Here is a 25980-nt window from a genome sequence, read left to right on the forward strand (position 1 = left end):
GGGCTATCTACCAAAACCTGTATGGGCACTACCGATCATAAACAGCCGGGATAGCGGCTGGGTGAGGGGTAGTTTGTGCCGCTAGGGCCTGTCGCACCCGAGACACTTGAGCACTAAACTTGTGGGCATCTTCGGCACTCAGCCCCTGACTGTGTAACACTCGGCTACCCTTGGCATTAAAAATTTCGCCTCTTTCTCTCGCCGAAACAGCGATCGCATCGCCCTGACTGAGAAGGGTATAGGTCTTGCCAGCAAAGACTTTTGAGCCATCGGGCTGATCTTGCCCTAACTGAGCTAGCAGGTATTTAGACTGAGCCAAAACGTTAGCGGTCTGCTGGAGATAGGCCTTTTGGTCGTGTTGTCGTGTGATTCTGTCTACGTCGCCGTACTCCCCCTCATGCCCCGAGTTGATCGCATGGCCGATCTGCTCAATGCGACCCAGGTGCGACGGCGATCGCCCCAAGGCCCGCGCCTGGGAATACCATTCACGCAAATCTTTAAGCAGAGCTTGGCTCTGTACCGGCTCTGCTAAGGCAACTGGCGACGCCTCAGACGGAGCATCGACGGAGGATTGCTCGGCGATGGGAAGCGTAGGGGGCAAATCTATTCCACCAGGATCAACCTGCCGCTCGGATGGCGTATTGGGTTGAATCACAGGGTTGACCGCTGCATCTAGCGAGGTATAGAACTCGGCCATGAGCTGACCAACAGCACCCCTAAGGGTCACGGAGTCGCCGTGCTCATCGCCTAAGGCTTTGGTGGCGATAGTAGTGGCCGCCCGCTCCATCCATTGAGCCCCAACCTCTGTACCACTCTCGCGCACTACGGCCTTGGCATTTTGCATGGAGGCGTTGACCATGGCCAGCTCATCCTGGGAAAGCTGTAGTTCCCAAATCCGCTCCCCAGCCTCAAAGGTGAGTACAGCGCCACCCCGTTCTAGCGCATCAAGCCCAAGAGACCCCGTTGGCACCTCTACCGCCGGGGGCGGGGCAGATCCAACAGCACTGTGAAACCGCTCTAGGTCGGCCTCATAGACACGCACGGCCCCATTTGCCTCAAAGCCCAGCTGCGGGTGCAACTCAGCCACAACCACAGTAATGCCCTTCTGGGTGAGGGTCGGAATAATCTGCTCTTGCAGATCAGCTGTATTGACGCTTAAGCCCTCGCAGTCGGGGGCAAGTCCCCACTGCACCGGTTGAGTGGGTCGCCCTACGCCATAAGCCGCGATCTGCGCATCCTCAGAATAAGTCTCGTAGGCCTGATCCACCCGGATAAAAGCAACGGCCTCTGGGTAGTCGGCCTTGAGTTCAGCGAATCGCTTCAAGTGGGGATGGTGTGGCCCAGGGCCAATATCGGGAAGCAATACCTCATCTACATCGGTAGACGGATCAGGCTGCGGCGACGGGCTGCTAACAGGCGCATCCTGAGAGGATTGAGGGTACAGGGGTTGCACCGTAAGGCCCAGTTGATCATAGATATCTTGAGCAGGCCGCATATCTGTGGCTCCTACGACCCCTTGCGTGGTCATATCCGGGTTAACCTGCGGGTCGGGGAGTGATACCAGGTCAGGCTCTGAAGTGGCCTGCGTCGCCCGTAGGTCATCAGCCCAGAGCGACGATCGGCCCAGCCCCTCTCGCTGGACAATTTTGATCATGTAGTCTGCGGCTGGCCGCGCAAATTCAGGGTGGAGATTTTCGCCTTCTTCGCTCGGGGCGTTGATAATCTCCATGAGGCGATCCCGCAGGGCATCGACGCTGGGGGCACCGGCAATCGCCTCCCGCAGTTCCCAGACCTCTGCCGGGCTGAACTCAATCACCCCGGTGGTGCCCCCCAGCGCCTGGTCATGGAATTTGAAGATTGTCCAGTCTTCACCGATAAAGCCCAGATGCTCACCTAGGGCATCCTCAGCCAGGAAGTCGGGCGGGGAAATCGAGGCCCCTGCCAAGGCCTCTCTCACCGCATCTTGCTGATAGGCATAGGGGTTATTGTGACCCTCCAACCATAGGAAGCCCCGCTCACCGTCCTGATAGAGTATTTCAGGCGAGTCGGAAGCCAGCGCCTCAAATTCAGCCTGATCAAACGTATGGAATAGATCGGGACGCTGTTGGAATAGCGCCTCTAGGGAACTCAAAGGCTCTGGCGGGAGAGGCTGCTGGGCAGCAGAGTCTAGGCCCAGTTCAGCCATCGCCTCCTGACCCAACTGCGTCAGATAAGCCTCAGCGATCGCTTCCCCAAAGCCCTGCTCCAGCAAGTTCCGAGCAAATATCATCCCAAAGGCGCGATCGGGGGCACGCAGTTCGCCGCCATTAAACCCTTGCACCGCAGTCTCCACGAACTGAAGGTGACCGTCCGGTTGAATGGCCATCTTCATCTCAGTATCAATCCATATATCGCCGTTGCCGGTGGCGTAGTGGGTCAGATACAAATCACTGCCGCCCACCCCATTGGGGTGCGACTCAACCACCAAATCCATGTAGGGTTCATTGGGCACCCTGAGATGAAAATCGTCGTCCCCATTGACCATGACCGCCTGCTGGAGCTCGCCCTGCTGGAGCAGCCGGGCAACGGCCTGGGCGATCGGGGACGTCTGCTGCGACGGCGCCAGCACCTGGGGGCCATCCTCGCGGGACATCTCGCGCAGCCGCTGTCGGCCCGCCTGCTGCACAGCCTCATCCTGTTGCTCCTGGGCCTGGGCAGCGATCGCCCCATCGAATGCTTCTGCAACAACCTGGCGCACGACCCCAGCAATGCGTTCCTCCAGCTCAGGGCCATCGGCAGCAAACTGTCCCAAGAAGGCAGAGTCATCGTTGTCGATCGCAGCCTTGGCCATTTCCAGATCTAGGCCAGCCTCCAGATGATCGCTCAAGCGACGGTAGGTGCGTCCTATCGCCTCAATTGCCCTATCTTGGGATATCTCGCCGCCCAGAGTCTCTACGGCCCGCTGCATCAAGACATCGGGGGTCGCACCGCTAGACGAGTCACCGAGATACTCATGGAAGGCGATCGCCTCTGGGTGCAGGGGCTGCCCGTCAGTCTGTAGCACCCCGCCTTTAACCAGGGTGTCAAAGGTCAACGCGGGTGGGGGTGGCTCGTAGAGGTTGAATTCGGCCTTGAGGTCGGCCAGATTGCTGCCGGAGTACAGGCGATCGGAAACAGCGTTCATCACCTCCCAGCGGCTAGGGGACAAGTCCTCGTCAGGTTCAGGAATAAGCTCAGGGTTGCGCTCCAGCTCGGCCCGCAAAATGGGGTGAATGGCCCGGCTCCGGTCACGGCTGGTGACCTCGTTACCCGCTGGGAGCCAGGTGGTGGCCGGTTCCCAGCCTGCCGTTTCTCCCCCCACGGCGGCGGTCGCCTCGTCCAGGTGCGATGTGGCCTTGATGCCGCGCCGGGTAACGAGGTAGGCCAGTACATCGTCTTGAGCCTTGGCATCGCCAATTTTGATCTGCATCATCTTCTCTTCGGTGGTGCGGCCTGGCTTGTCGCCTTCCACCCGTCGAGTCCCAGAGATAAACTCCCCCTGCGCCAGGTCAAGCAGCTCTCGGTCTTGGTAAAACTTCTTGCCCGCACTGCTGGTGGGCACCGTCAACACCAGCTCGTTGCGCAGGTTAAACTCAGCGTCTAGAACGCCATCGCGATCGGTGAAGCTGGCCGCCCTCGATGTTGCCGCGAGAAAGGCCATCAACTGATCGGGCTGCTGAATCGAGATCGGGCGGTTATCAATCTCTCCGGCATCGATCCCCTTAGCCAGCAGGTAGGCCGGATGGTACTCCCCCTCGTTGTCCTGCATGAGGGCGAACCGACCCACGAGATCAGACTTGAGCACCTGGCCCACCACCATTATGCGATGCTCGCGGGAGGCCATCTGCTTTTCGTCAAAGACGCTGTAGGTCGGCACCTCGGTGTACTGCTGCAATACCTGCCCCGGCTGATTCTTGAAGACAAAGGAATTTTCCTGGGGTTTGAGGGCGACATCTCGGCCAAGTTCGTTAAATTTGACCGACAGTTCTCCGGCCTCGTCCGCCAGGGCAATCCTGAATCGCCATGACCCAGGGTTGATTGGGTTGGAGGCATTTTGCTGGCGGGTGGCTCTGACGATGACCCCTGGCAGCGCCCGGCTGGTATCGAGGGAGGCCAGCTGCACCGGAGCGCCGATGGGAAACTCCCGCAGCTTCCCCAGCACACCGTTCTGCTGGGCCGTCAATATCATGGCGCTTTGAGCTTTATCCTTCTCGGCATCGGCGACCTTCTTTTCAGCCTTTTTGACCCGCTGCTCCTGCTTGGTTAGCTTCCCTTCAACTTTTTTGAGGGCGTTGCGAGCCTCAACCCGGCGCTGCTCATACTGACCTTCCAGCTCAGCTTCCCGCTCTGGGGTTGCCTCTCCCGCCTGGCTCAGCGCTTCTCTGGCAGCGGAGTATTCAGGGATGACCTGCTCTAGGGCTGTGGTCAACGCATCGCGCTCATCCCTTAGCCCCTCACGTCGGGTATTGACATCTTCAAGCTGCTGGCGAGACCGGTTCAGGGCTTCTGTGAAATGCCCAGCTTTGCCCTCCCGGAAGGCTTCGCCCTCTGCGGTCACCCGCGCCACCGTCTCCTGGGCATGAGCCTGCCCGGCCTGGCGAATCGCGCCCTCAACCGTTAGATCAACCCCCTCCAGGTCATCGGGTTTAGCTAGCTCCAGGGCATCACAAACTGACTGCACCACCTGCAACGTAGTTTGGGGTTTGTCCCCGGTCTTGGCCTCCACCTCTAGGGCGTAGACGGGCTGCCGGAATGGATTGCCCCCATCGCCGTTGTGGAGCATCTTGCGGCGCAGGGGTCTGGCGTCTAGATCCATCTTTTGAGCATCGAGATCCCAGGCCCCCATCGCGGTTAGCCGATCCTTGAGCCCGTTGTATTCGGAGATCAACAGGTCGTAAACCTCACCCTGAAGAGCCAGGGATGGGTACGGATCATCTGGGGTCGGCGGCTGATCGCTCGACAGAATAGCCACCCGTCCAGTCAGCTTGCGCACATCGCCAAAGCTGACATCCCCATCCTTGTCGGGAGGGCTACAGGGGTAGTCCAGGGTTTGATTGACCTCGGGCATCGCCGCCATAGCGTTGGCCGCCGCTTGGTCGCCATACTTATTCAAAAAGTCGGGCACATCGGCCCCAGAAAACTGACTTTCGCCCGTGCCTGCGGTATTGGACTTGAGCCCCCTCATTTTGTTCATCAAAACGGCCATCGCCCTGGCCTCGGTGGGCAATCCCTCCCCGTAGACAAGCTTGAACATGGGCAGGCCAAACTCACCGGCCTTCTGCCCCCACAGGGGATTACCTTGAGAGTCGGTGCCGGTGGCCGGGTGTACTTCTGGGTCGAGCTGCCCGCTGCGATGGGTGCGCCCGATCGACTGCTCGCACTGGTTCACATCGGGGTGGGCCTGAAGAATCAGCATCGAGCGGCGTCTGAAGTCTGTGGCCCCATTGATCGCGGCATGGAGCGAGTAGCCGGTGGTTAGGTTGGTGATCACCGCATCGACGGTGCCGTTCTGGAACCCGGCGATCGTCGCTACCTTCGCAGCAGCTCCCGACTTGCGAGCCTGGTAGGTCGTCACCAATTGCCCGTCTTCAGTCGGTTGGTACTCCAGCCGCTGGCTCCGTCCGGTCATTTCCACCGCGTTGTAGCCCGCCTGTCGAATGCGGGCCTCCATGTAGGCAATGGGGTCAGCGGGTAGCCCCGTCCAGTCGCTGGACTCGATCGCCGTCAGCACCTGGTTATACATCTCGACCCCCCGCTCGCCCAGTTCGGCGTCGGTCAGGTAGTGGGGCAGAATGACTTTACCGCCGCCCTCGTCCTCGTGGGCACCGACAATCCGAATCGTTCGAGCCGCGTCAAGGTATCGCTTGAAGTATTCTCCCGCCGTAATGTCAAAGGCATCGCCCGGCTTGAGGATAGACCGCTGGTCGTCAGGAAAGAGGGCATTATGGGTTTCGATGCTTCCATTGGTCAGCTTCACCAGGTCTTTGAGCACCGACTCCCCGGTGCGCTGAAGCATAATCACGGGCTTGCGCCCGGCCTCTAGCTCTGCGATCGCCAGGTCGGCAGTAGCTTCAGCCTTGAGGGCGATCGCGCAAATGGCCCCCAGGTTGTGCACCACCGAGGTGAAGGTCGTTGACTCCACTCCGGCATAGCCCACGTGGGTGTCATGGCGGAACAGAGCTTCGCCGGTCTCGGCCATGCGTTCGTCAAGCTCTTCGAGCAGCCCTTGCTTGTACTCATCAAAGCAGTTGATGGCGGCCATCAGCTGAATATTGGCCTCGGCGCGATCGAGGTTGACGGCTACCGGGGCTGGGCTGAAGTCAACGCCGGAGTAATCTTTTTGAAAGCGAATGCAGCCACCGGACTCTGACCAGAGCCCAAAGGCCATTTGCTGCATGGCGGCACCGCCTGCCTGGAGGTGCCCGGCAAAGGTCTTTTGATCTTCAGCGGCATCTTTGAAGTCGGTGGTGTGGTAGAACAGCCGGGCGGCCACCACCGGCTCTTTGATCGCCGTTGCGGAGCTGGCGACGAACCCGCCCACTCGCTGGGTGAGATCTTGAAAAAACTCGGTCACCGGGGCGATAAACTTACCTGCGGCTATTTTCTTGGCCCTGGCCGCTTCCTCATAGCTGCTGATCTCGAATTCTCCAGCGGGGCCACCCGCCTTGTGGGACTCGTCGGCAATCAAAAACAGGTTGGGAGCCAGCGCCTCGAACAGTGCCCGCCGATCTTTGCTGGCTAGCCCCTGGAGCTGCCCGTAGGTACTCATCAGCAGGTTGTGGTCGCCAATGGTGCCCAGCTCGGTAAACCGACGGACATTGACCCCGTTTTTTTTAGGGGTTTCAATCTGCCCAATCAGCTCGCCATTGCTGTCTTCGACCCGCACGTTGAGGCCATTGTCGGTAATGAAGGGGCGAAACTGGTTGCCGGTGTCTGGCCCATCTCGGTAGACCAGGTCTTTGTAGAGGGTGGGGTCAGCGGTCACCACCGCAGGCGTTAACCCCTGGTTCTGGGCGTAGCGACAGAGGCCTGCCACAATCCGAGTTTTGCCAATGCCTGTATCGTGCCCGACGACCGTCGCCTGCTGCTTGTACTCGTGGTTGTAAATGGCCAAGGCCAGGGTGTCAATCTGCTCTGCCGCGTAGTGGCTATAGAGGGAGTCAAGGTCGGGTTCTTGCAGTCGATCTTGGACGTAGGCATCGACCTCCAGACCCGTGGTCGCCTCGATACGGTCGAACACATTGCCGTAGGCGGTGATCGCCGAGGCCGGGGCTAATACTCCCAGGGAGTAGCCCTGCGATCGCGGCCTGTAGGGCAGGGTGACGGCATCATCCTGGGGTTGCTGGAGGATATCCTCCTCGGTATTCGCTTGAGCTACCATCGGGAGTCCTCCATCAGCAGGGCTTGCAGGTTGTTCAGCCAGTCGATCAGGTTCCAGCTGTCGGTGATCATCTCCAGGGTGTCGGTCGCCATCGCCTCGGGCAGCACCGGGAACTCCTCTACTCCCTGGGGGGACAGCAATTCCCGCAGGGGGGCGTAATCCAAATTCAGCAGACGCTCCAGCGGGCTCTCGGCTCCCGGCATCCAGTGGGCCTCCGGTAGCACTGAATTGATCAGTTGATTCGCCAATGCGATCGCCTGACTGGGTGCCATCCCCTCCGCCTGCCTGTCCATCAGGAATTGGGACAGCTTCACCTCTAGCAACCAGAGCAGGCGGGCGCGGTAATCCTCCAAGGTCATCAACGGTACGTTGGGGGGTACCGGCACCGTCGTCCACCAGGTGCCTGCCTCCGCCTGGGTCATTGCTGTCCACCGGGTCGGCGTCCAGACCTGAACCGGCTCGTCGGGGTGATCCAGGGCGTAACTCAACGGGAGGGGAGAGTTCCAGATACTTTGCGTCATAGGTTGCGTCGTAGGTTCTAGCGACATGGATGACTACCTCTCGGAGATCGTTATAGCGGTCATAGATACGGGGGGCTTGAGCGCCGGGCAGCCTGAGGTCGGTGGAGCCTTGGCCCGCAATGGAGATGAAGTCGATGGGAAACCCGGCCCCTTGCCGTCGGTACATCGAGCCCTGCAGGGTGAAGTGATCGTCTACCTTCCAGCCGCTCTGCTGGTAGAGGAATGAGTAGAAACTGCGATCGGCCTGACCCCGGTAGGCGGATTGGCGGGCGCTGGCATTACCCATGTGCCCACCGATGATGAGTAATGCCCTGCCCTCTGGGGCCAGCCCCTGTAAGGCCTGGAGTGCGATCGCATGGTCGATCTTCTGGGTGCTGACGGGGCCATGCTGCCAGCGCTGAGGTGGGCCGGTACCGTTCTCGCGCAGCAGGCCAAAGGGGGGATTGCTCACCAGCACGTCGTAGGGGCGATCTGGGCGGTACTGGGTGGCGTCGTATTCGGTGACCGTAAACCCTTGCGATCGCAGCTGGGCAGCGCGGGGTGGGTGAAGCTCGTTGGCGATCGCCTGGGCCGGGTCGGCCAGCAGCAGCAGGGAGCCATTGCCCGCCGTGGGTTCGTAGACGGTCACCGAGGGATGCACCTGGGCGATCAGCCCTGCTACAAACGCCATCGGCAACGGGGTGGAGTAGGCCTGCCGCGCCATGCTGTCGGAGGTTCTGACCAGCAGGTTGGGCTGAGCCTCATAGAGCGATAGCAGGTCGTCAAAGGCCAGCAGGTGATCGCCATCAGCATCGCTCACGATTTGTCGGGCCGCCTGCACCAGACCCGACTCAATCGCCTCATCCACTTCCTTGGCGAGCATCGTAGAGGGTTCGACGGGCACCCCCAGAACCGTCGCCGCAAATGCCCTGGCCTCGACGATGTTTTTGAAGGCGTGGCCCGCCCTAAAGTGATCGCCGTAGGCGTGGGTCAGCTCAATTTGATTGTTGATATCCATCGCTAGGGATCAACAGAAGGTGGGTCAAACACAGAATCTAGAAACGAAGTCATCAGCACGTCGCTGACGGGGGGATAAAAGACTGGCTCTGCATCGGGTCGGTCATACCCCAAGGCTGCTGCCTGATCCCAGAACGGGTCATTAGCTGGAAACGGTGTTACCGATTCCGATTTGCCTCCTGGCCCAGAGTCGTACTCCGGTAAGGTGGGGCAGACAGAATAGAGAAGCTCCAGCCACTCAGGGGAGAGCCGATCGGGTTGACCAGGGCTACCGAACGGGTCTGTTTGGCTCATTTCGTTTCCTCAATAACGGCAGCAGGTATGCCTGACACAGGCTGATTCTCAATCATGGAGTTGGCGATCGCCACCACATCGCGCATTCGGCCTGAGCGAATGCCGACGAAGTACCGAATCCCTTGTTCCTCCCAAAAGACTTTGGCCGCGTTGCAGTTAGCCCCGCACACCCAGGGGATAAAGGTGCCGGTGATACCCCCGCTCAGCGTGGCCGTGGCGATGGGTTCTTCACTGCGCATCATGGGTTGATAGGTGGGGTTGAGGTAGAAGGAGTATTCCTCATCCACTGTGGGTGTGTCTGCGGTGAGGCGAATGGCACCCAATACGCCAAAGTTGCAGTACCCGGCCCCATAGCATTGGTCGGTGGCGTCGAGGTTGATTTCATAGCCCCCCCGATCAGCCACTTCAGAGGATGTGTAGAAGGCATCTGTCTGACCTGGGGCAGGTTCCCTCAGTACAGCTTCAGGGATAGATGTCGGTAACAGCACCGGGATGCTCGATGCTGCCTCAACCTCTGCCGCCACCGTCCGAAAGACCGGGGGCACTACTTCGGCTCCCAGGGTGCGATCGCTCTGTGCCCGCGCTGAACATCCGGCTAAGGCTGGCAGTGTGAGCAGGGCGCATAGGAGTAAACCCAATAGCTGTGTCTTCATTGCCCACCCCCATCGGCAACGTACTGCTGCCAGAGCGCTTGGGCATCGGCGATCGTCAGGCCGCAGAGGTCAACTAGGTCGTTGGCCCGGTAGGCACCGCCCGTGCCGCAAAATGTTTCCCAGCCGCCAGACACCCGGCGCAGCAGGGCCATACCGCCGCCTTCGCCATACCAGTAGTCGGCAATACCATAGTCACCAGTCTGGGAGAGGGTACCAATCTCGGCTTCCACCTCGGGGGGGCGCTGGTCGTCGAGCAGAGCCTGCACAGCGGCGCGGGGAGTGCGCCCCGAGAAGGTGATCTCACGGCTGTCTTGAGCCGTGACCGGCAGCACAAAAATGAGGGTGTGCAGCACCAGGGCCAAACACAGGCCAAAGACCGCCCATGCAGAGGGTTTGCTCTCAAAGACGCTGAGCGCTTTTCGTAAGAATCGATCCAACATATTGCCAGCCTCACTAATTGGTTACTCGATAGATCGCCCGTCGCCCACCCCCATAGGAGGGCGAGAAATAGCCATCAGACACCCAGGTAAACGAGGCTTCGCCTCTGGCCGCCTTGGATGAACTGTTCGACACCACCTGGGTACAGCCCGCATTCATACAGACGCCGATGTGCTGTCGTCCGCCCCCCATGTCAATTACGTTCAGGTCGCCGGGTTGGGCTTCGTTGGTGTTGACGCTAATGCCGCGTCCGCCTTTGATGGCACTTTCGACGCCGCGCACCGCCAGGTTGCCGTAGGGGGGGCCACCGCCCAGGGTCTGAATGCCTGCTTTGTGCAGCACGTAATTGACCATACCCGCGCAGCCCAATCGGCCCTGGTTGGTGCCCGGTATGCGAGAGGCGCTGAAGTTTTCAGCCTGCACGGCCATGACCCCGGCCATGATCTTGGCGTTGAGGTCGCCGCCAACCCCCGCCTGGGTTTCTAGGGTCGAGCACGATTGCAGTGCCTCGTAGAAACGCTGGGACTGCTGGGCGGTGTAGTCCATCTTGTCGGCATCATTGACGATGCGGCGAGCATTGCGGAAGTCGGCCTTGCCATTGCCGATGTAGGTACCGAGGCCCACGCCAGTGAATAGACCATCGCGCATGCCAATGACGGTAATTTTGGCAGCGGTGTCGGGGTCGTTAGCCAGATCAGGATTGTTGACTAGATCCATGCCTAGAACCTGGCCCATCTTGCGATAGTTGGCCTCCCAGGTGAGCTGCACATAGCCCCTGCCGTAGTAGCAGCCGCTGCCATAGGTGCCACAGCCCACCCCCTGCTCACTGATCGGGCTCCAACGCCCTTCTAACTCGGTGGAAACAGTGCCGAGGATGTAGGCCAGCTGAGCTTTATCGGTCACCCCAGCCTCGTTAGCGGCGGCAATGATGCGAGGAATGTGCTCTCGGGCTCCAGCGGCTTCACTGGAATGGCGCAGGGCACCGATCAAGCTATCCAGGCAGGGCTCATCCATCTGCACGGGAGAGCCACCGGAGCCATAGTAGGAACCGCCCAGGTCTTGGCTGACGTAGCGCTGAAGCTCGGGCGGGACGTCTAGGCCACCCGAAGCCCCGCCGCTGCCGTCCAGGGGGCCGGTCAGAACAAAGCCCTTTTCCTTTGTGCTCCAGATGGGGATAGGCCCAATAAAGTAGGGGGTGCAGCCCAGGGGGGCAAAGAACGAATTGCTGCAAAAGCGGGTGTATAGCGAAAATTGCCCCGTCCCCTCTGACTCGGTGGTGTCAGACAGTACGACTTTGAACACGGCCCCAAAGGGCACTCGCCCGGTGGGTTCCATGCCGCCATTGACGGCGGCGAGAATGCCGCTGCCGCCGCGCACCATCTGCTGGCCCGGCCCGGTGCCCCCGGCAATCCACTGGGCACCGTGCATCTTGCCTGGCCCCGCTAGCTCCAGGTAGGCGCAGCCCCGTGCTTGGGCACATTGCACTGCCCACCCTTCCACGTCGGAGCCGGTGATTGAGAATTGGGTGGGCGTTTGGGTGTGTTCTTGGTCGCCATAGGTGACGTCGTGGGTGCCGCCAAACCCGTTGACTAACCCCGACAGCAGGCCGGGGAATGCTCCCAAGGGGACTTGCTTAAGCCCTGGGATGTCGCCAATCGCTAGCTCTTGCCAGCCGTCGAGGTCGGCGATCTCAATGTGATCCAGCCCTGGGATGTCGCCGACGGTAAACCTCTCTAGCTGGTCGAGGGCTGGCCCAGTAAATTGAATCTCCCCCAGGTTGGCCCCACCCAGGAGGTGATCTGGGGAGGAAATCAGGTCGGTGATGGGGGTGACGCCGAACTGGTTGAGGGCCTGCTGGACAAATTGCTCTGGGTTAATGGCCCCGGCAGGTAAGTCTCCGGTTTGCTGGGCTAGCGTCAGCAGTTCGGGGCGCACGGCGGCGTTGAAGGCGCTCTGCAAAGCGGGCACGTCTTGCAGGGCCAGGTCTTGCACACCGGCCAAGTTAGCCAAGCTGCCGAGGGTCTGCCGCTGCAAGAGGGTGTGAAACTGGGATAGGGAAACATTGCCGGTGTCTACGCCAGAGGCTTGGGCAATCTCGGCGAGGGTGAGGGCCTGGGGTAAAAAGCTGCTGCCCAGGTCGCCGAGGCGAAGGATATCGGTGAAGGCTGCACCGGGCTGCCAGCTGCGGGCGGTATCAAACCCGGTTTGGCTCGACAGTTCGGGGGGGAGGCCAGCAATTTGCCCTGGGGTGGTGGCGAGGCCCAGGTCGCGAAAGGTGGTGGTGAGGAAGTTTTGGTAGGTGACAGGGGCTGCGGACTGGGCGAGCGCAGGGTTGAGCTGAGCGAGGGCTAGCAGGCCAGCGAGGGCGAGGGCGGCCAGCAGGGCGAACAGCAGCGATCTGAGGGTCGCTGCTTTTTGGGTGGCAGCCAGGCTAATTTTTGCAAGCATTCAGGATACGCGGAGCGCGGATGCCTGAACGGTAATGGGGCAATATGGCTGCTATATTGCGCGCGATATGGGGGGGATGAAGAACTGATAATTTTTCGCTAAAAAACTGGAGCTTAGACTATGACCGCTAGACGCATTGTGATCATTGACGACGAAGCCGACGTACGAGAAATCGCCAAGATGAGTCTCGAAATCACCAAGCAGTGGGACGTGACCACCGCCGCCTCGAGGGAGGAAGGGGTAGCCCTGGCCGAGAGCCACCACCCCGACGCCATTCTGCTCGATGTGATCATGCCCAAGGTCGACCGGCTGGCCACCCTGATTAAGCTCGGTGAAAATGCCGAGACTTGCCATATTCCCGTGATTCTACTCACGGCCACCCTGCGGCTGGCTACCCAGCAGTCCTTTGTGGCGGCCGGGGCGCGGGCGGTGCTGATTAAACCCTTTGATCCAGGGCTGTTGGGCGGTCAGATTGAGCTGGCCCTGGGATGGCAGTAGGCGCGTTCTCTAGGGTTTGGGGCGTTCACAGAGTTGCCACATTTGTTCCTTAATCTTAATGAAGATGTCCTACTATTGCTCTTTCCTAAAAGTCCTACTATGCTCCCCCCTAAAAGTCCTACTATGCTCCCCCTGATCGTAGTCGAGGAATTAATCTCGACCTTTAAATTCTGGAACCAGGGCATCCACGACGGCATGCTCCATCGTAGTGACTTTTACATCGGCTTGCAGCAATTCCCCCTGGCTGAACGGAGCCAAGCCTATAGCCAAGCCACCCTGGAAAGCAGTAAAGGTCTTAAGGTGTGCATTACCGTCTCTAAGACCCATTACACCATCTGGGTTGAACTGCGATCGCAGCTCACCTAGCCCCCCGCCCCTGTCTGCCCCCTACCCACCGCCCCCTATGTCCCCATCCCCCGACGTTCCTACGGTGTTAAGCATCTTCCATGGCGTATTCCAACTCGGCCCGGCCCAGTGAGGATCTCTGCTCGATTGCCGACTGTTCAACCCATCCCTTTGACGATCTCTCGCTGCTGATTTGCCACGAGTTGCGCACTCCCCTCGCCTCAATTCAGGGGGCGCTCAAGCTCTTGGGGTATCAGCAGTCGGGGTCACTCTCCGACGATGGTCAACGGCTGCTGGCGATCGCGATCAACAATGCCGATCGCCTCAACCGGCTAGCCAACGCCCTAGAGAGCCAGCCCGCTCCCCTGCTGACGCTGCTATCGGGCGCCGAGCTAGAGCTGCTTCAGCTCGAAAACGACCTGCACCAGGCGGTGGAACAGCAGGCCATCTACCTCGATTACCAGCCGATTGTGTCCATCGAGCACAACCGGATCATTGGCTTTGAGGCCCTGGCCCGATGGCGGCACAGCCAGCGGGGGCTCATTTCCCCCGAGGTCTTCATTCCCCTGGCCGAAAAAGCCGGTCTGATCGATACCCTGGGGCTGTTTTTGCTCGACCAGGCCTGCCGCCAGCTGCGCCAGTGGCAAACCCAGTTTCCGTCCATGACGCCCCTCAGCGTCAGCGTCAATCTCTCGGCGGTGCAGCTGCGCCATCCCCAGCTAGTGGCAAACATTGGCCAAATCATCGAGCGCCACCACATTGCCCCCTCCAGCCTCAAGATCGAAGTCACCGAAAGTGCCCTAATTGAAAATAAAGATCTCGCCCTCCAGGCCCTAGTCGAACTGCGTCAGATGGGCATTCAGCTCTACATTGACGATTTTGGCACGGGCTATTCCTCCCTGGGGCGGCTGCAAGACCTGCCCTTCGACACCCTCAAGATCGATCGTTCGTTTGTTCGCAACAAAAACTGGGTTATGAGCGAGGCCATTTTTATGCTGGCCGAGCGGCTGCGCCTCGATGTGATTGTCGAAGGGGTCGAAACTCTCGATGACCTTCTGGCCCTCAAAGAACTGGGCTACAAAAAAATGCAGGGCTACTACTTTTCAAAGCCGATCGACAGCCTGGGAATTGCCTGCCTGCTGATGCGCCAGGTGTTAGACGGTCAGATGTCCTTTAATGCCGAGCTATCACGGGCTGCCTAGGGCAAAGTCGCTGCCCTCAACTAGTGTGTCATTTGCTGGAAGTATAGCCATTAACTTTTAGGCCACTAGAGCCTGAGTCACGGCTCCAGACCCTCCTACTCGATGACCTTGTCGTCTTGCTCGTGCCCGTTGCCGTCGTGCGGCTCGTTTGCCCCCCACTCAAACGGTGTTGGATGCTGATTCCATACCTCAACGGTGGTCTCAAATCGGTCCATAATGAGTTGAGGTGTATCGGGATACTGGCCATCCAACGCGCGTCGCTTGAGGATGCGCTGGATCAACTCGGCCATGTTTAACCAACTGTCTGAAAGCGGGGTATACAAAGGCAAAATGCCGTGGTCACACAACCACAGCATCAACTCGGGAGTTTTATGCCCTTTGTAAGTTGTCCCAGACCAACAAGAGTCGCAAGGGCGGTAGTTCTTGAGGCAGTGTGAACGTCACCGTTAAGCCTTCTCGCCACTGGTGTCAGGTGTGTTGAATGGCCCCTTGGGAGGCTGAGCAAGCCACTTCCGGTAAGGCCTTCACGCTTAGTGGTGCAGAAAACTCATGGCAGTCTCAACATGAGAAGGTGACAACCCTAGCGAACTCAAGGCGGCAGTCTAGCGCGTCTCGTTTGCACCGAGACGCGCAGGCGGGCAGTGGGTTGCACTTAGGCAATGCTTGGAGGACAGGCCAGGGCAGTCGCTCATAGCAGAGCCGAGCCAGTTCCCGTAGACCCAGTTGTAGAAAGCTCAAGCCCCGGTCGCCATACCAATCTAGACGAGTCCGTTGGCCCGCCTTAACCAGCATCATGCCCAACACCAGGGCAACCAGGTAAGCGCAACAGTTTGCTCAAATCTACTGGACAAAATATTTACAACCTCGACGACAAGCATTTGAAATTGTCTTAGAACGAGCCAAAGAAAGAAATGAAGTTGAGGAGAGCTTGGAAGCAGGGCTAGTCTTTGATGCGATGAGTGGAATTATGCTCTATGCCCTCATTTTTCCGCCTGCAAATGAGTCATGGAAAGATTATGTTCGTCGCACTCTGTATTTTTTTAAAGGAAAAATCGATTTAAATTTTTGATGGGCGCAGACCAGTTAAGCCTTATTCATCGTCCACACCGATAGCTTGAGAAGTATAACGGCTAAAGTGAGCGGCGACAAACCAATCGCAAACGAATCGCGAAGACTCTACTCGCCGCTCCACTGCGTTGTTATGCCGCGCCAATCTAAAACGATTAAACAGGACGTTCCCAAGGTTCACTATACTGCCGATATCCAACCTGCTTAAATGCAGAAATCATTGGGACGTTAGCAACCGCCGTATCACAAAATACTCGCCAAACTCCAATTTCTTGTAATGTCCGCGTTCCTTGCGCCAAGAGATCGGTTGCAAAGCCAAACCCTCGATGCTCCGGCAAAACTCCAAGGTAGTAGAGGGTTCCCTCTTCTAAACCCTCTTTAGCACCTCCGTTAAACGTGACCGAAATAACAAAGCCTATGATGTCTCCACTTTCGTTAATTCCAAATTGCCACCATTCATTTTGATATGAGAAATCCTCTCTGGCTGAATCTAGAAACACCTCAGCCGCTGTATGAGGATCATCCTCTGATACTCTTTTCTGATCGCTAGCATCCAATGATGAAGCCATTACACTCGTAACGACTGAAATTAGCTGATTGTCGTGCCTTGCTTGGACTGGTTCAAAGGTCAATCGAGATGGAACTTCAATCAGTGGTTTCGGTTCCTCCCAAACGAAGGGCACTTTCAGAAAGGTTTGCTGACTCATAGGCAATCGCAACAAAAATCTATGACCTTAATTGACTATACTACGAAATGCTACAAAACGTTTTTCATCTAACTTCTGAACGCTCACGAACAACTTTCAAATTACTGCTCCAACAGAGATTCAGCTGCATAACTTGTGTTTAGCCTGCTTTCTCTTTCTGTACTCTGTATAACACCCCCAATCAGGGTGATTAGCCCGATTTTGAGTTGAATATCGCCTCGAAAAGGGTAGTTAGACTGAAAAAATTCTGCATCACTCCCAAAAGTGGGGTGTTATGCAGATCTGGATCGGTCTATCACCCCATAATCGGGGTTTTACCAAGATGACTTCAGCAATTCTTTATCGTGGTACCACAATGGCTAGCTAGTCCAACTCAATCCCCTTCGTGTGCGGCGCAACCGCAGGCGCGATCGCACTCACCCCTTGCCGCACCGCAATCTGCTCAATCACCCGCAGCCGTTCATAATCCTGCCCCGTCAAATCATTCTGCGTCGTCACACCCGCCACATCCGCCGCAAAAATCTGCCCCCGGCCATCCTTCGCCCGCAGTGAGATCGAGCGATCTGCACCGCGCTCAACCTCATAGTCAGCCCCAATTAACTTGGCCGGGCCACCCCCTGGGTCAAAACAGGTATCCATCACCTGAGACAACAAACTTCCCACTCCCAGCTGCTGCCCACCCAACGCATCAGCAGGTCCACCATCTGCCTCCCCTCCCGCCGAAGCCAAACCAGCTTTAGCTAAAGCTGATTTCGACTCAACCTCATCCACATCAATCACCGAGACATCGTGCTCCCGCCGAAAGGTGGCCGAAGCAAACATCTGCTCACTATCTCGGTAAAACTCCAGCTTGCCATCCCGAAACACCGAAACCGCTGGTGCATCGGCAGGCAGTTCGCGATCTACTGTCGCCCTTTGCAGCCCGTCAATAAACCCAGGATTCGCCTGCTCGTGCTGCATCAGGTCTACAGCCAGGGTGCCCTCGGTGGTCAACAACACCGATTCACCCACCTGAATCTGCACTACCCCTTGCACCGTGGGAGATCGTCCAAGGGTAGCCACCAGATCGGTCGGGGGATGTGGCCCCAGGCCATCAGGCACCTTTCCCGGCTCAGCATGAATCGGCCCCGCCGGTAGCCCCAGGCGCTCTGGGGCACCTTCTAGCGCAAGCCCAGGCACTAGAGGCGATGGCTCATCCTTCTTTTCCACCGCCGAGGATGGGAAATCGTGAACCACCACCCGTCGCCCCTGGATTAGGGCAATAGCCGCCAAAATTCCACTCATTACGTCACGGATAGAGTGCTCGGCCTTATCGCCGTCGTGTCCGCGCACCCCCGTCGTTTCTTCCAGTCCAGCCATATCAAACGTCCTCCCATGGGTCTGGGATAGTGGTCTCGGAGGCAGGCTCTTTGGTCTGTGGCACCGGGGCATCTGAAGAGGCCTGAGCAGCAGCTGTATCCGTCATCGCCTGGCTCGCCCCGAGGCCCGTGATGAACGCCACAATCTGGTTCACCTTCTTCACCATTTCGGGGTCGATGCCATTGGGGGGATAGCTGGGGTCTGCCATTAGAATGCCTCCGTAAATTCCATCAATGCCGCTGCGTTGATCACCCGTGCTCCAGCCTTCGGTGTCGGCAAAATGGAGGGCACCCCACTGTTAAACCGCCCCCCCGAAGCTTCAGCGCCCTCACCATCGACCGGCAGCGGCAACAGCTCCGCTGCGATCGCCATCCGAATGGCAATCTCCTGCCGGGCGCGATCGCTATCACCCAGCGACTGCGGGGTACGGGCCTCCAGTTTCGCCTTCACCTTAGGCCAGGTCTTGACGCTCCAGTCGTCATCGAGAACGTCGGCCTTGGGCACCTTGATCGACGAAATTAGAGGAATCGAGGTCTCATCTTTGCGGCAAAAGCCAGGGCTAATCAGCACACACCGCCCCACCGGCAGCCGGTTGAACTGGGCAGGCTCAACAATCGGGCGCTTCTGCAAATGGTCGCTGGTGGAGTGTGAGGCCCCGCCTTTGCCGCCGCTGCTGCGCGACTTTTGCTTGATCGTCACCTCCTCTTCACCCAGGTAATCTGAGAACATTCGGGCGCTATCGGGATCTTGCGGGTTAAACAACACCTTGGTGGCGCAACCGCCCAAAATCGCCCTGGCCTGCTCTCGCTTGTAGGCATCCTCTAGCTGGGTAATGTTCTGAAAGCCAATTACCGTACACAGGCCGTCGGAGCGGTTTTCGTTGAGCCACTGGGTCAAATAGGGCAGGTAAAGGGTCGGCAGCTCATCAATGGCCAGCAGCAGCGGATCGCTACGCTTTTTGGTGACATTCATCGTCACCATCATGTGCAGCACCGTGGCCACCAGGGGCGCGACGGCTTCACGCCTGCGCCGATCTAGCCCCAGAATCACCATCTGCTTACCGGACAGCTCAATCGGCAGCGTGGTCTGACCGCAAAAGGTTGAGATCAGCTCTGGGGCCATAAACCGCGAAAATACCTTGCTGGCGGTGCCGATCACCCCGGCCACCGTTTTTTCAGAGTCCTTCAGCTGCAAGAGCTGAGAAAAGGCGTAGTACACCCAGTGGGAGATGTGCCAGCCCTGGGGCAGACTGCCCAATTCCCCCAGACGCTTGCCTTCCATAATTCGGGCGGGTAGCGCATCGAGACCCAGCACAGCGCTGGCCGTCATCAAGTCAGGGTTGGGCATGCCCTTAGCCAGCATGAGAATGGCCTGGGTCAGCTGGTCACCGGCATCAGCGAAGAACTTATCCTCGGAGCTATTGCTAGAGCGGGCAAAGTTTCGATTCATCACCGACGCGATCTGCCGGGCCATCAGGGCATCGTCGGCATCCGCCATAAAGTCGAGGATGTTGCAGACCTCGGACTCGGGGTAGCCTGGCGCAAAGATGCGCACGTCATAGCCACGGCGGGCCGCATAGGCCACCAGACACTCAGCCTGCCCTGGATATTTGAAATCATAGACCAGGGCGGGCATACCCTCATCCAGCGCCGCGCGAATCAGCGGGTTAATCGCCGAATAGGTTTTACCCGAGCCAGGGCCACCCGCGATCGCCACCCCCCGCTGCACATCAGGCAGGTAGAGGGCCTTGGCATTGCGGGGCTTGCCCTGTTTGCTGCGGCGCAGAGAGCCAATGTAGAGGGCCACAGAGTTATGCTTCTTGGCCTTGAGCTGGGCGATCGCCCGCTTTCTCGCCCGCGCCTTTTCCGCACCACCGCTGACGCTGCCCCTAGCAATCTTACCGCTGGTTCCTCGGCCCTTCATGATCTGCATGACCATGAACACCAGCGCGATCGCACCCAGAATGACGCCATTGCTGCCCATCAGCGGTTTCAGCGCGGGAGTGATCGAATGCCCCACCGACTCTAGGGCCGTTGGCCGGGCCGGGGGAGAAGACTGTGCCAATAGAGCTTGTTCGGTGTCAAACATCTTGGGCTACCTAGGCCTTCTTCTGGCCCTTGGGGTTAGGTCGAGATCGAGTCGATGAATGTTTCTGGATAGGCCGCAGAACGCGGGTTACCTGAGCCAGCAAGGTGAATAATTGGGCTGGGTTGACCTTACACAGCCCCCAGACCAGCGCCAGCGCCAGGGTTGATGAAAACGCCACCAGCCCAACTGGCCCTGGGTTGTCAGCCAGGGCTTCAATCGCTTGGCTCACCCGGCTCGGCTCATCTGGGGCCAGAGCTGGAGGCTCTGGGGTAGGGCTGTAGGGGATAGCGCCAAAGGCCTGCTGCCCCAAAAAGACGGCCTCTCCGGGCTTGACCAACATGAAAGGAATTGGGCCAATACCGTAGGGCGAACAGTCAGCCGCCGTACCCTCCCCCGACTGCCGACAGGTTCTAAAGTAGGCCACCAGCTGGATCTCGTCGCGGGACACCCGATGCGGCACAACCTTGAATGACGGGTTGTAGATAACGGTACCCAGCCGCTCTAACCCCTGATTGACGGTAGTGAGGTCGCCCATTCCCAAGCCACCCACCTGGAACTGCCCCACCCGCCAGCGCAGCGATCGCGCTTGCCCTGGAGCTGCCTCTGGGGCCGAAAACACCACCTCCAGGGCACCCTCGTCGGCCTCTTGCACGGTGGCGATCGCGATCTCACCCTGCACGCCGATTTTGCCCGGCAGCGTCCACAGGCTGAGATTTTCAAGCAGCGGCACCTCGGTGAGTTTGGCCGACTCCCACTGGCTGAAGTTTTGGATCGGAGCGATCTCAATCCCCGGCAACTCACCGATGGTGTAGTTGTCCAGGTCGAGATAGGACAAGCTGATTTCGCCATACTTTGGCTGCTGCTTGATCAGCTCGCCCAGGGTGCCATTGGTAGCGACAAAGGTGGGATCAACAATGGCAATCAGGTCTTTGACCAACCGAGAGTCACTTACCTTTAGAGACAAAAGTGCCGGAGCAGCTCTAACCAAGGACGAGAGCGTTTGATAGTTCAGCAGCCCAAACTTGTCCAAGGGAATAGCTCTAATCCCTCCATCTCTGCCCTTGCTGGCATACACCCCTAGCTGATCGGCGATCGCCGCGACAGTCAGCAGGTGAACGTCAAACCCACCCTGCAAATCACCCACCGTCAGCACATCAGCGATCGCATCGCCCCGCTGCCACGACACCGCCCCCCAGGTTCCCGACTCCGCCAACACGGGCAGGTCAGAGAAGGCTATCAGCCGCCAGTCAGGCATAGCCGCATGGCGATCGCCAATCCGCAGCACCCCCAGCGGCAGATTAAAATTAGCGGCAGTCAAGCCCGAGTGGGAGGGTTGCTCTGTTGCAGTCCCTTGGAGAGCTTCGGGCTGGGCCAGCGTCTCCGCCTCCTGAGCAGAGGCTGGGTCGAGGGGGGGTGCAATAGCACCAGCACTAGACACTACCCCCAGCACCACCAGGAGAATCAACGCCGGGAGCGAGGCTACCCGCCCCATCATTCGTCACCCCCAACCGCCTCAGCCGGGTCGAGCGGTGCTGCATCCGCATCCTCAGGGGCACCACCTGGCCTCGGGACAGTTTGGCGCTGCTGCTCCAGCCCCCGCCTCGCGACCGCCTGCACTACCTCCAGGCTTATACCAGTCTGAGCCGACGCCTCTGCCACCGGCACACCGTTAGCGATCAACGCCAAAAATGCCCTCAGACTTTGGTGCATGGGGCCATTGGGGGCGATCGTACCGGCTTCAATCAGTGCCGCAATCCCGTGGGAGAACGTTAGGGGAGTAGCACCCTGGACAGGGATGGCCGAGGCTTGAATCCTGGCCCTGGGGCCAGCTGGTGCCGGGGCAGGAACCACCGCGATCGTCGAGTAGTCGGCTGGCCCAGAGCCATAGGCGATCGGAAACTGGAAAAGGTGAGCTGTACCGGAGGCATCCCGCGCCACCACAGAGAGTAGGGTAGCCGGGGTAGAAGGCAATCCCTGGAATGCACACCGCTGATGCGCCGGAGGTGTACCACCTGAGCGCCACCGGCATCGAGGGGCGCGTCAAAGTCGATGGTCAGCTTAGATGGGTCATCTAGCCAGGCTCGATAGATGCGCAGCCCTAGGCGAGAAAAGTCGAGGTTAGCCCCAGACCCCGGCCAAACCGTGATCGGTACCGTACCGGCCTGAGCCGCTTCTAACCGCACCTCTTGTCGCAGCGGGCGACCCTGGGCCAAGCTAGGTACCCCCAACACCACCCACCAGAGGGGGACGGCACAAGCCGTCAGCGCTATGCATAGCAGTCTGTTCCGGTCTTTCATCGTGGCATCCTACGGCTCAAAGACAAATTCGTTCAGGGCAAAGACAGACACCTCCGCAGTGTCGTGAAACCAGATCCGGGTACGCGAGTCATAGTCGTCAATGCGTTGAGTCACCCGCTGCTGCTCGATCGGTAAAACGGCCTGAGCCGCGCCTGACAGAAGACCCGCAATGATATTGACCGGAGCGTATTCGGTGGCGACAGCACTGGCTCCCTCGCCGATAATCGTCTGCTGGCTGAGGGGGCGATTGAGCAGCTCACCCACATGGCCGAGTGCGCCCAGGGCGGCTAGCTGCATCTGTGCTGCCCTGACCTCGCCACCATTGCGCATCTCCTTGGCGATCAGAGGGTTACCGTTACCACCCGTGATCAGCAGGTGATTCAGTGGCACTGGCGTCACCTTGCTCACCCCATTTTCGACTGTGACCACATCGGTGACCGACAGCTCCACCATCCCCGAGCCTGCCAGCACAGACACCTCGGCTACTAGCACCGTGCCAGCATCCAGAGCCACGGTACCGTTATCAGCTAAAAGAGGCTGACTGAGGGCGATCGCCGTTCGCTGACTCTGCTGTTCTCGACTCAAATCTTCGGCCCAATAAATCGGGGCGACCAGGGTGGCCGTCGCCGTGGTGCCGGGAGCCACTCGCTTCAGAGTCCGCCCCAGGATTGCGGCCTCTTCTATCTGCAACGACGCGGGGGTAGCATCGCTGACGAGTTGCGCGGTAGGCCCATCTGCTGCGGGTTGCTGGGGCAAAGCAGAACTGGCCGGGGGTAATGACTCTACCGGCGTAGGTTCCTGTGGGCCTGGAGTAAAGGCGGGTTCCATTCCCGTGCCAGTACCATAGCTTCCCATCGCCGCCAATGAGGACCAAAGCACCTCGGGGGGAGGCGGGGGAGGCATATTCACTACGGGTTGTCGTGGCGGCGGCGATGCGCTGGGTCTAGGCGATGGTGCCGGACGCGGCGCAGCAGGGGCATAGGTCGGCGCAGGACGAGTCACTGACCCAGTGGGTTGCACGGCCTGGGGAGAGACAGCAGCGGCAGTCTGAGCATTCGGCGCAGGCTGAGCGCCTTCGGCCTGTACGGCCTGGGCGCGAGCCATCTGATTGCGCAACGCTAGCAACTCGGCGGCTGATGGATCATTCCCTTCACCATTGGTTCGAGCCTCGTGGAGTTGCAACGCCTGGGTTTGATTCCCCAGGGCATTGCGCGTCTTGAGTTGCCCAATCTCCTGCCGCTGCCGCTCTAGGGCCAACTGAGTCGGGTCTGGAGGCGGCTCTGGGGCTTGCTCTGGCCTCGCCGTGGGGGTTAAATCTCGCTTTCCGGCACTTTGAAAACCCGATAAGACACCACCCACCACCACCATGCATAGCCCCCCAATCAGGGCAACAGAACCCGCCTTCACCAGAGGGTTAGCCCAGATCGGGGTACGGGTCTTTCCGTCTGCATGGACACGACCGGCCAGCACATCGCGGTCAACCAACTCCTCTTCATCATCCCCTTCCCCATCGGGGTCGGTCGCCACACCATCCAGCGACTCATCACCCAATGCCCCAGAATTAGAAGGGGCGTTCTCTGGGTCAATGCCTACCAACAGGGATAGCTCATAGAGCTCATCGCGATCGAGATCGCCTTCATCGAGCAGCAAATCTACAGTGTTCGGAGCGATCGCCGCCCCATTCCCATTTTCAGTTCCAGTCATCATCTCGCCGCCTCCGTCATCTCAGTAATGTCAGTAATTTGCAGTCCTGCCGAACGCACCTGATAGACGGCCCGCTGCACTGCCGTCGCCTCAGCCTCCATCGGGTCAGCGGGGGGCTCAACGGCCTGAATACGAATCACTTTGTTGACCGGAATCGCAATCCCACCAGGATTTTTCACGTCAAAAATAATCAGGTTCGCGACCATGGTTACGTCCCAAAACCCAGGCGCAATGAGCAGAGGTTCAGACAGCGATTCAATATTGAAAACGCTTTGCGCCTGCCCCTGAAACACCGATCGCGGGGTCAATGCACCGACCTGCTCCAAAAATGAAGCCCGAAAGTCTTCAGAAAGACTAAAACTCGCTTGCCACGCCTTGGTCGTAACCGTGTTACTTCCTGCCTTGACGCCTGAATCAGTCGTTGTTTGGATGGTCCCGGTCGCATCCTGAGCTTGACTGACGCCATTCCAGGTAAATAACATCGTCATTGCCTGCCGAGTGAACAGGCGAATCGACTCCGGGGTTCTATCCAGGTTGTCGATCGGCTTCACCGTAAACGAATTGCCGTCAATGGTTTGCACCAACGTCGGGACAGGCTTTCTAGCAATTTGACTGGTCGTCATCCCCAGCACTGCCGTCAGCAACAGATTGAGGCCGCCCAGCACTAGCGCTAGCAACACAAAGAGGGGGAGGAGGTTTTCGGTTGCGAGTAAACCTTGTCTTTTCGGGTTGATTAACGTCATCTCATTTACCTACAGGGTCTACGGCCAAAGGAATCTCAACCAGGCAGAAATCAACGCCCCCCTTGGGGCAGTCTTGGATAGGCCGATTGAGAGGAATGGTTGGTACTGACGTGGGTAGTCGCTAGCGCCATCCGGCTGAGCAGGATCGTCGCAGCGCCCGTTGACCCGGCCAGCATGATATTGAAAATTGCCAGGCCTCCCCCACTGGCCAACCCCAGCGCCAGCGCCGGGGCCAGCAGGGCGATTAATACCAGGAAACCATTGGTATCAAAGGTGTTGGCATTCATAATCACGACGGCACACATGCCGACAATGATGTTGTAGGCCATCTGAGCAAACCCCAGACTCAAGAATCCGGTGATCCAGGCAAAGATGGGTTTGCCGCCAAAGGGCAACAGACTGGCCGCCACCGCGAACGGCCCCATCAGCGCTGTGAGTAATAGCGAAATTTGAATCAAATTCACAAACGCCCACTGAAAGGCCATCAAAAAGGCATGGATAATCACGCGGGACTGGGAGCCAATCAGGCCACCAAATGCACCCGGCAGAATATCGCCCACGCTGCCGTCAGTGTTATAGGCATCGATGGCTCCTCGAACCATCTGCAAGGTCATGTCAATTTGAGGAAAGACACTGCCAGCCATGCCCGTAGCCGTTACCAGCCAATGCTGCTTGAAGTCGCCCACTGTCGCTTCGATCTGCTCGTAGGCCATTTCAAGGCATTGAATCTGGGCCTCACCCAAAAGAGACTGGCATTGCTGCACCTGGGCATCTACCTCGGCGACCACAACACCCTTGGCGATCGCCCCCCGAATCGCCTCTTCCAGGGTGACGTTCAACATCGAGACTTGCAGCACCTGCTCATTCGTCCGGTTGATAACGTCACGAACAGAGCGCGTCGAGATGCCCAACAGATTTCCTTGATTGCTCAGCAGGGCAACCACAATCAGCGGCCACACCAGCATTCTCAGCGGCTCCCGATAGTCATCTTCATGCACGGCCATATAGGCAAATCGCATCATGAACAAGACCAGCGCCCCAACAGCAAAGATCAGCGCCAGGCCAGTAATTTGGGTGTAGAGTTCCGAAGTAAACAGCTGCGTCCAATACAGGCTATAGATATCGCCAATATCACGGCTCATCTCAAAGCCCTGGCGGAGCAGCTCGCCAGCACCTTGCACTCCTAAAATCTGCGTGAAAATTACGCTCATCTGCCGTTA

Annotated in this window: 20 protein-coding genes; 4 read left to right on the forward strand and 16 right to left on the reverse strand. The window is 58.7% G+C overall.

Annotation, left to right across the window (positions count from 1 at the left end; genetic code table 11):
- Positions 1 to 28 precede the first annotated feature (28 nt).
- The 5 genes from VB780_RS06735 to VB780_RS06755 are packed head-to-tail and all read right to left on the reverse strand — an operon-like array spanning position 29 to position 12749.
- Positions 29 to 8917: a DUF6908 domain-containing protein gene (locus VB780_RS06735; RefSeq protein WP_323350372.1), complete on the reverse strand. Its 8889-nt coding sequence runs from the start codon at positions 8915 to 8917 to the stop codon at positions 29 to 31.
- A gap of 2 nt (positions 8918 to 8919) precedes the next feature.
- Entirely contained in the window at positions 8920 to 9210 is a 291-nt protein-coding gene (locus tag VB780_RS06740; protein WP_323350373.1) for a hypothetical protein, read from the reverse strand.
- On the reverse strand, positions 9207 to 9863 hold the full coding sequence (locus VB780_RS06745) for a hypothetical protein (RefSeq protein WP_323350374.1): 657 nt from the start codon (positions 9861 to 9863) through the stop codon (positions 9207 to 9209). Before VB780_RS06745 ends, VB780_RS06740 begins: the two co-directional genes overlap by 4 nt.
- Complete coding sequence (locus tag VB780_RS06750) at positions 9860 to 10303, reverse strand: hypothetical protein (protein ID WP_323350375.1); 444 nt, start codon at positions 10301 to 10303, stop codon at positions 9860 to 9862. Before VB780_RS06750 ends, VB780_RS06745 begins: the two co-directional genes overlap by 4 nt.
- Before the next feature lie 13 nt (positions 10304 to 10316).
- Positions 10317 to 12749: a glycoside hydrolase family 19 protein gene (locus tag VB780_RS06755; RefSeq protein WP_323350376.1), complete on the reverse strand. Its 2433-nt coding sequence runs from the start codon at positions 12747 to 12749 to the stop codon at positions 10317 to 10319.
- A 120-nt stretch (positions 12750 to 12869) separates the two neighbouring features.
- Between VB780_RS06755 and VB780_RS06760 the strand changes: the two genes are divergently transcribed.
- The 3 genes from VB780_RS06760 (at position 12870) to VB780_RS06770 (ending at position 14794) form a co-directional block, all read left to right on the forward strand.
- Entirely contained in the window at positions 12870 to 13247 is a 378-nt protein-coding gene (locus VB780_RS06760) for a response regulator (RefSeq protein WP_323350377.1), read from the forward strand.
- A gap of 123 nt (positions 13248 to 13370) precedes the next feature.
- Complete coding sequence (locus VB780_RS06765) at positions 13371 to 13613, forward strand: hypothetical protein (RefSeq protein ID WP_323350378.1); 243 nt, start codon at positions 13371 to 13373, stop codon at positions 13611 to 13613.
- 80 nt (positions 13614 to 13693) lie between these two features.
- On the forward strand, positions 13694 to 14794 hold the full coding sequence (locus VB780_RS06770) for an EAL domain-containing protein (protein ID WP_323350379.1): 1101 nt from the start codon (positions 13694 to 13696) through the stop codon (positions 14792 to 14794).
- Positions 14795 to 14889: 95 nt separating this feature from the next.
- On the opposite strand, the gene VB780_RS06775 is transcribed toward VB780_RS06770, so the two are convergent.
- Positions 14890 to 15117: a hypothetical protein gene (locus tag VB780_RS06775; RefSeq protein ID WP_323350380.1), complete on the reverse strand. Its 228-nt coding sequence runs from the start codon at positions 15115 to 15117 to the stop codon at positions 14890 to 14892.
- 515 nt (positions 15118 to 15632) lie between these two features.
- Between VB780_RS06775 and VB780_RS31355 the strand changes: the two genes are divergently transcribed.
- A complete protein-coding gene (locus VB780_RS31355; protein WP_416349210.1) occupies positions 15633 to 15863 on the forward strand; it encodes a TetR-like C-terminal domain-containing protein in 231 nt (76 codons plus the stop codon).
- Positions 15864 to 16017: 154 nt separating this feature from the next.
- On the opposite strand, the gene VB780_RS06780 is transcribed toward VB780_RS31355, so the two are convergent.
- The 10 genes from VB780_RS06780 to VB780_RS06825 form a co-directional block, all read right to left on the reverse strand.
- The gene (locus VB780_RS06780; protein WP_323350381.1) at positions 16018 to 16569 is read right to left on the reverse strand and encodes a GNAT family N-acetyltransferase; all 552 of its coding nucleotides are present in this window, start codon (positions 16567 to 16569) and stop codon (positions 16018 to 16020) included.
- 363 nt (positions 16570 to 16932) lie between these two features.
- On the reverse strand, positions 16933 to 17928 hold the full coding sequence (locus VB780_RS06785) for a hypothetical protein (protein ID WP_323350382.1): 996 nt from the start codon (positions 17926 to 17928) through the stop codon (positions 16933 to 16935).
- A 1-nt stretch (position 17929) separates the two neighbouring features.
- Positions 17930 to 18136 carry a hypothetical protein gene (locus VB780_RS06790; protein ID WP_323350383.1) on the reverse strand — a complete coding sequence of 69 codons (207 nt, stop codon included), beginning with the start codon at positions 18134 to 18136 and terminating at the stop codon, positions 17930 to 17932.
- On the reverse strand, positions 18136 to 20016 hold the full coding sequence (locus VB780_RS06795) for a type IV secretory system conjugative DNA transfer family protein (RefSeq protein ID WP_323350384.1): 1881 nt from the start codon (positions 20014 to 20016) through the stop codon (positions 18136 to 18138). The genes VB780_RS06790 and VB780_RS06795 overlap by 1 nt, the downstream gene beginning before the upstream one ends.
- 10 nt (positions 20017 to 20026) lie before the next feature.
- Positions 20027 to 21511, reverse strand: a complete 1485-nt coding sequence (locus VB780_RS06800; RefSeq protein ID WP_323350385.1) for a hypothetical protein — start codon at positions 21509 to 21511, stop codon at positions 20027 to 20029.
- Positions 21508 to 21726 (reverse strand): hypothetical protein, encoded by a 219-nt coding sequence (locus VB780_RS06805; RefSeq protein WP_323350386.1) that lies wholly within the window; start codon positions 21724 to 21726, stop codon positions 21508 to 21510. Before VB780_RS06805 ends, VB780_RS06800 begins: the two co-directional genes overlap by 4 nt.
- Before the next feature lie 59 nt (positions 21727 to 21785).
- Positions 21786 to 22313, reverse strand: coding sequence for a hypothetical protein (locus VB780_RS06810; protein WP_323350387.1), 528 nt, complete (start codon positions 22311 to 22313; stop codon positions 21786 to 21788).
- A gap of 9 nt (positions 22314 to 22322) precedes the next feature.
- A complete protein-coding gene (locus VB780_RS06815; protein WP_323350388.1) occupies positions 22323 to 24017 on the reverse strand; it encodes a hypothetical protein in 1695 nt (564 codons plus the stop codon).
- The gene (locus VB780_RS06820) at positions 24017 to 24760 is read right to left on the reverse strand and encodes a hypothetical protein (protein WP_073609761.1); all 744 of its coding nucleotides are present in this window, start codon (positions 24758 to 24760) and stop codon (positions 24017 to 24019) included. The genes VB780_RS06815 and VB780_RS06820 overlap by 1 nt, the downstream gene beginning before the upstream one ends.
- 50 nt (positions 24761 to 24810) lie before the next feature.
- Positions 24811 to 25971 carry a hypothetical protein gene (locus VB780_RS06825; RefSeq protein WP_323350389.1) on the reverse strand — a complete coding sequence of 387 codons (1161 nt, stop codon included), beginning with the start codon at positions 25969 to 25971 and terminating at the stop codon, positions 24811 to 24813.
- Positions 25972 to 25980 lie beyond the last annotated feature (9 nt).

Origin of the sequence: Leptolyngbya sp. CCNP1308, from assembly GCF_034932455.1 — a bacterium.
GTDB lineage: Bacteria > Cyanobacteriota > Cyanobacteriia > Phormidesmidales > Phormidesmidaceae > Nodosilinea.

Excerpts from the sequence above, each read along its gene's own strand:
- VB780_RS06815 (WP_323350388.1), bottom strand. The coding sequence starts at position 24,017 with ATGACTGGAACTGAAAATGGGAATGGGGCGGCGATCGCTCCGAACACT.
- VB780_RS06740 (WP_323350373.1), bottom strand. The coding sequence starts at position 9,210 with ATGAGCCAAACAGACCCGTTCGGTAGCCCTGGTCAACCCGATCGGCTC.
- VB780_RS06770 (WP_323350379.1), top strand. The coding sequence starts at position 13,694 with ATGGCGTATTCCAACTCGGCCCGGCCCAGTGAGGATCTCTGCTCGATT.
- VB780_RS06735 (WP_323350372.1), bottom strand. The coding sequence starts at position 8,917 with ATGGATATCAACAATCAAATTGAGCTGACCCACGCCTACGGCGATCAC.
- VB780_RS06825 (WP_323350389.1), bottom strand. The coding sequence starts at position 25,971 with ATGAGCGTAATTTTCACGCAGATTTTAGGAGTGCAAGGTGCTGGCGAG.
- VB780_RS06790 (WP_323350383.1), bottom strand. The coding sequence starts at position 18,136 with ATGGCAGACCCCAGCTATCCCCCCAATGGCATCGACCCCGAAATGGTG.
- VB780_RS06745 (WP_323350374.1), bottom strand. The coding sequence starts at position 9,863 with ATGAAGACACAGCTATTGGGTTTACTCCTATGCGCCCTGCTCACACTG.
- VB780_RS06780 (WP_323350381.1), bottom strand. The coding sequence starts at position 16,569 with ATGAGTCAGCAAACCTTTCTGAAAGTGCCCTTCGTTTGGGAGGAACCG.
- VB780_RS06755 (WP_323350376.1), bottom strand. The coding sequence starts at position 12,749 with ATGCTTGCAAAAATTAGCCTGGCTGCCACCCAAAAAGCAGCGACCCTC.
- VB780_RS06765 (WP_323350378.1), top strand. The coding sequence starts at position 13,371 with ATGCTCCCCCTGATCGTAGTCGAGGAATTAATCTCGACCTTTAAATTC.
- VB780_RS06785 (WP_323350382.1), bottom strand. The coding sequence starts at position 17,928 with ATGGCTGGACTGGAAGAAACGACGGGGGTGCGCGGACACGACGGCGAT.
- VB780_RS06795 (WP_323350384.1), bottom strand. The coding sequence starts at position 20,016 with ATGTTTGACACCGAACAAGCTCTATTGGCACAGTCTTCTCCCCCGGCC.
- VB780_RS06810 (WP_323350387.1), bottom strand. The coding sequence starts at position 22,313 with ATGAAAGACCGGAACAGACTGCTATGCATAGCGCTGACGGCTTGTGCC.
- VB780_RS06760 (WP_323350377.1), top strand. The coding sequence starts at position 12,870 with ATGACCGCTAGACGCATTGTGATCATTGACGACGAAGCCGACGTACGA.
- VB780_RS06820 (WP_073609761.1), bottom strand. The coding sequence starts at position 24,760 with ATGACGTTAATCAACCCGAAAAGACAAGGTTTACTCGCAACCGAAAAC.
- VB780_RS06800 (WP_323350385.1), bottom strand. The coding sequence starts at position 21,511 with ATGATGGGGCGGGTAGCCTCGCTCCCGGCGTTGATTCTCCTGGTGGTG.
- VB780_RS06805 (WP_323350386.1), bottom strand. The coding sequence starts at position 21,726 with ATGCACCAAAGTCTGAGGGCATTTTTGGCGTTGATCGCTAACGGTGTG.
- VB780_RS06750 (WP_323350375.1), bottom strand. The coding sequence starts at position 10,303 with ATGTTGGATCGATTCTTACGAAAAGCGCTCAGCGTCTTTGAGAGCAAA.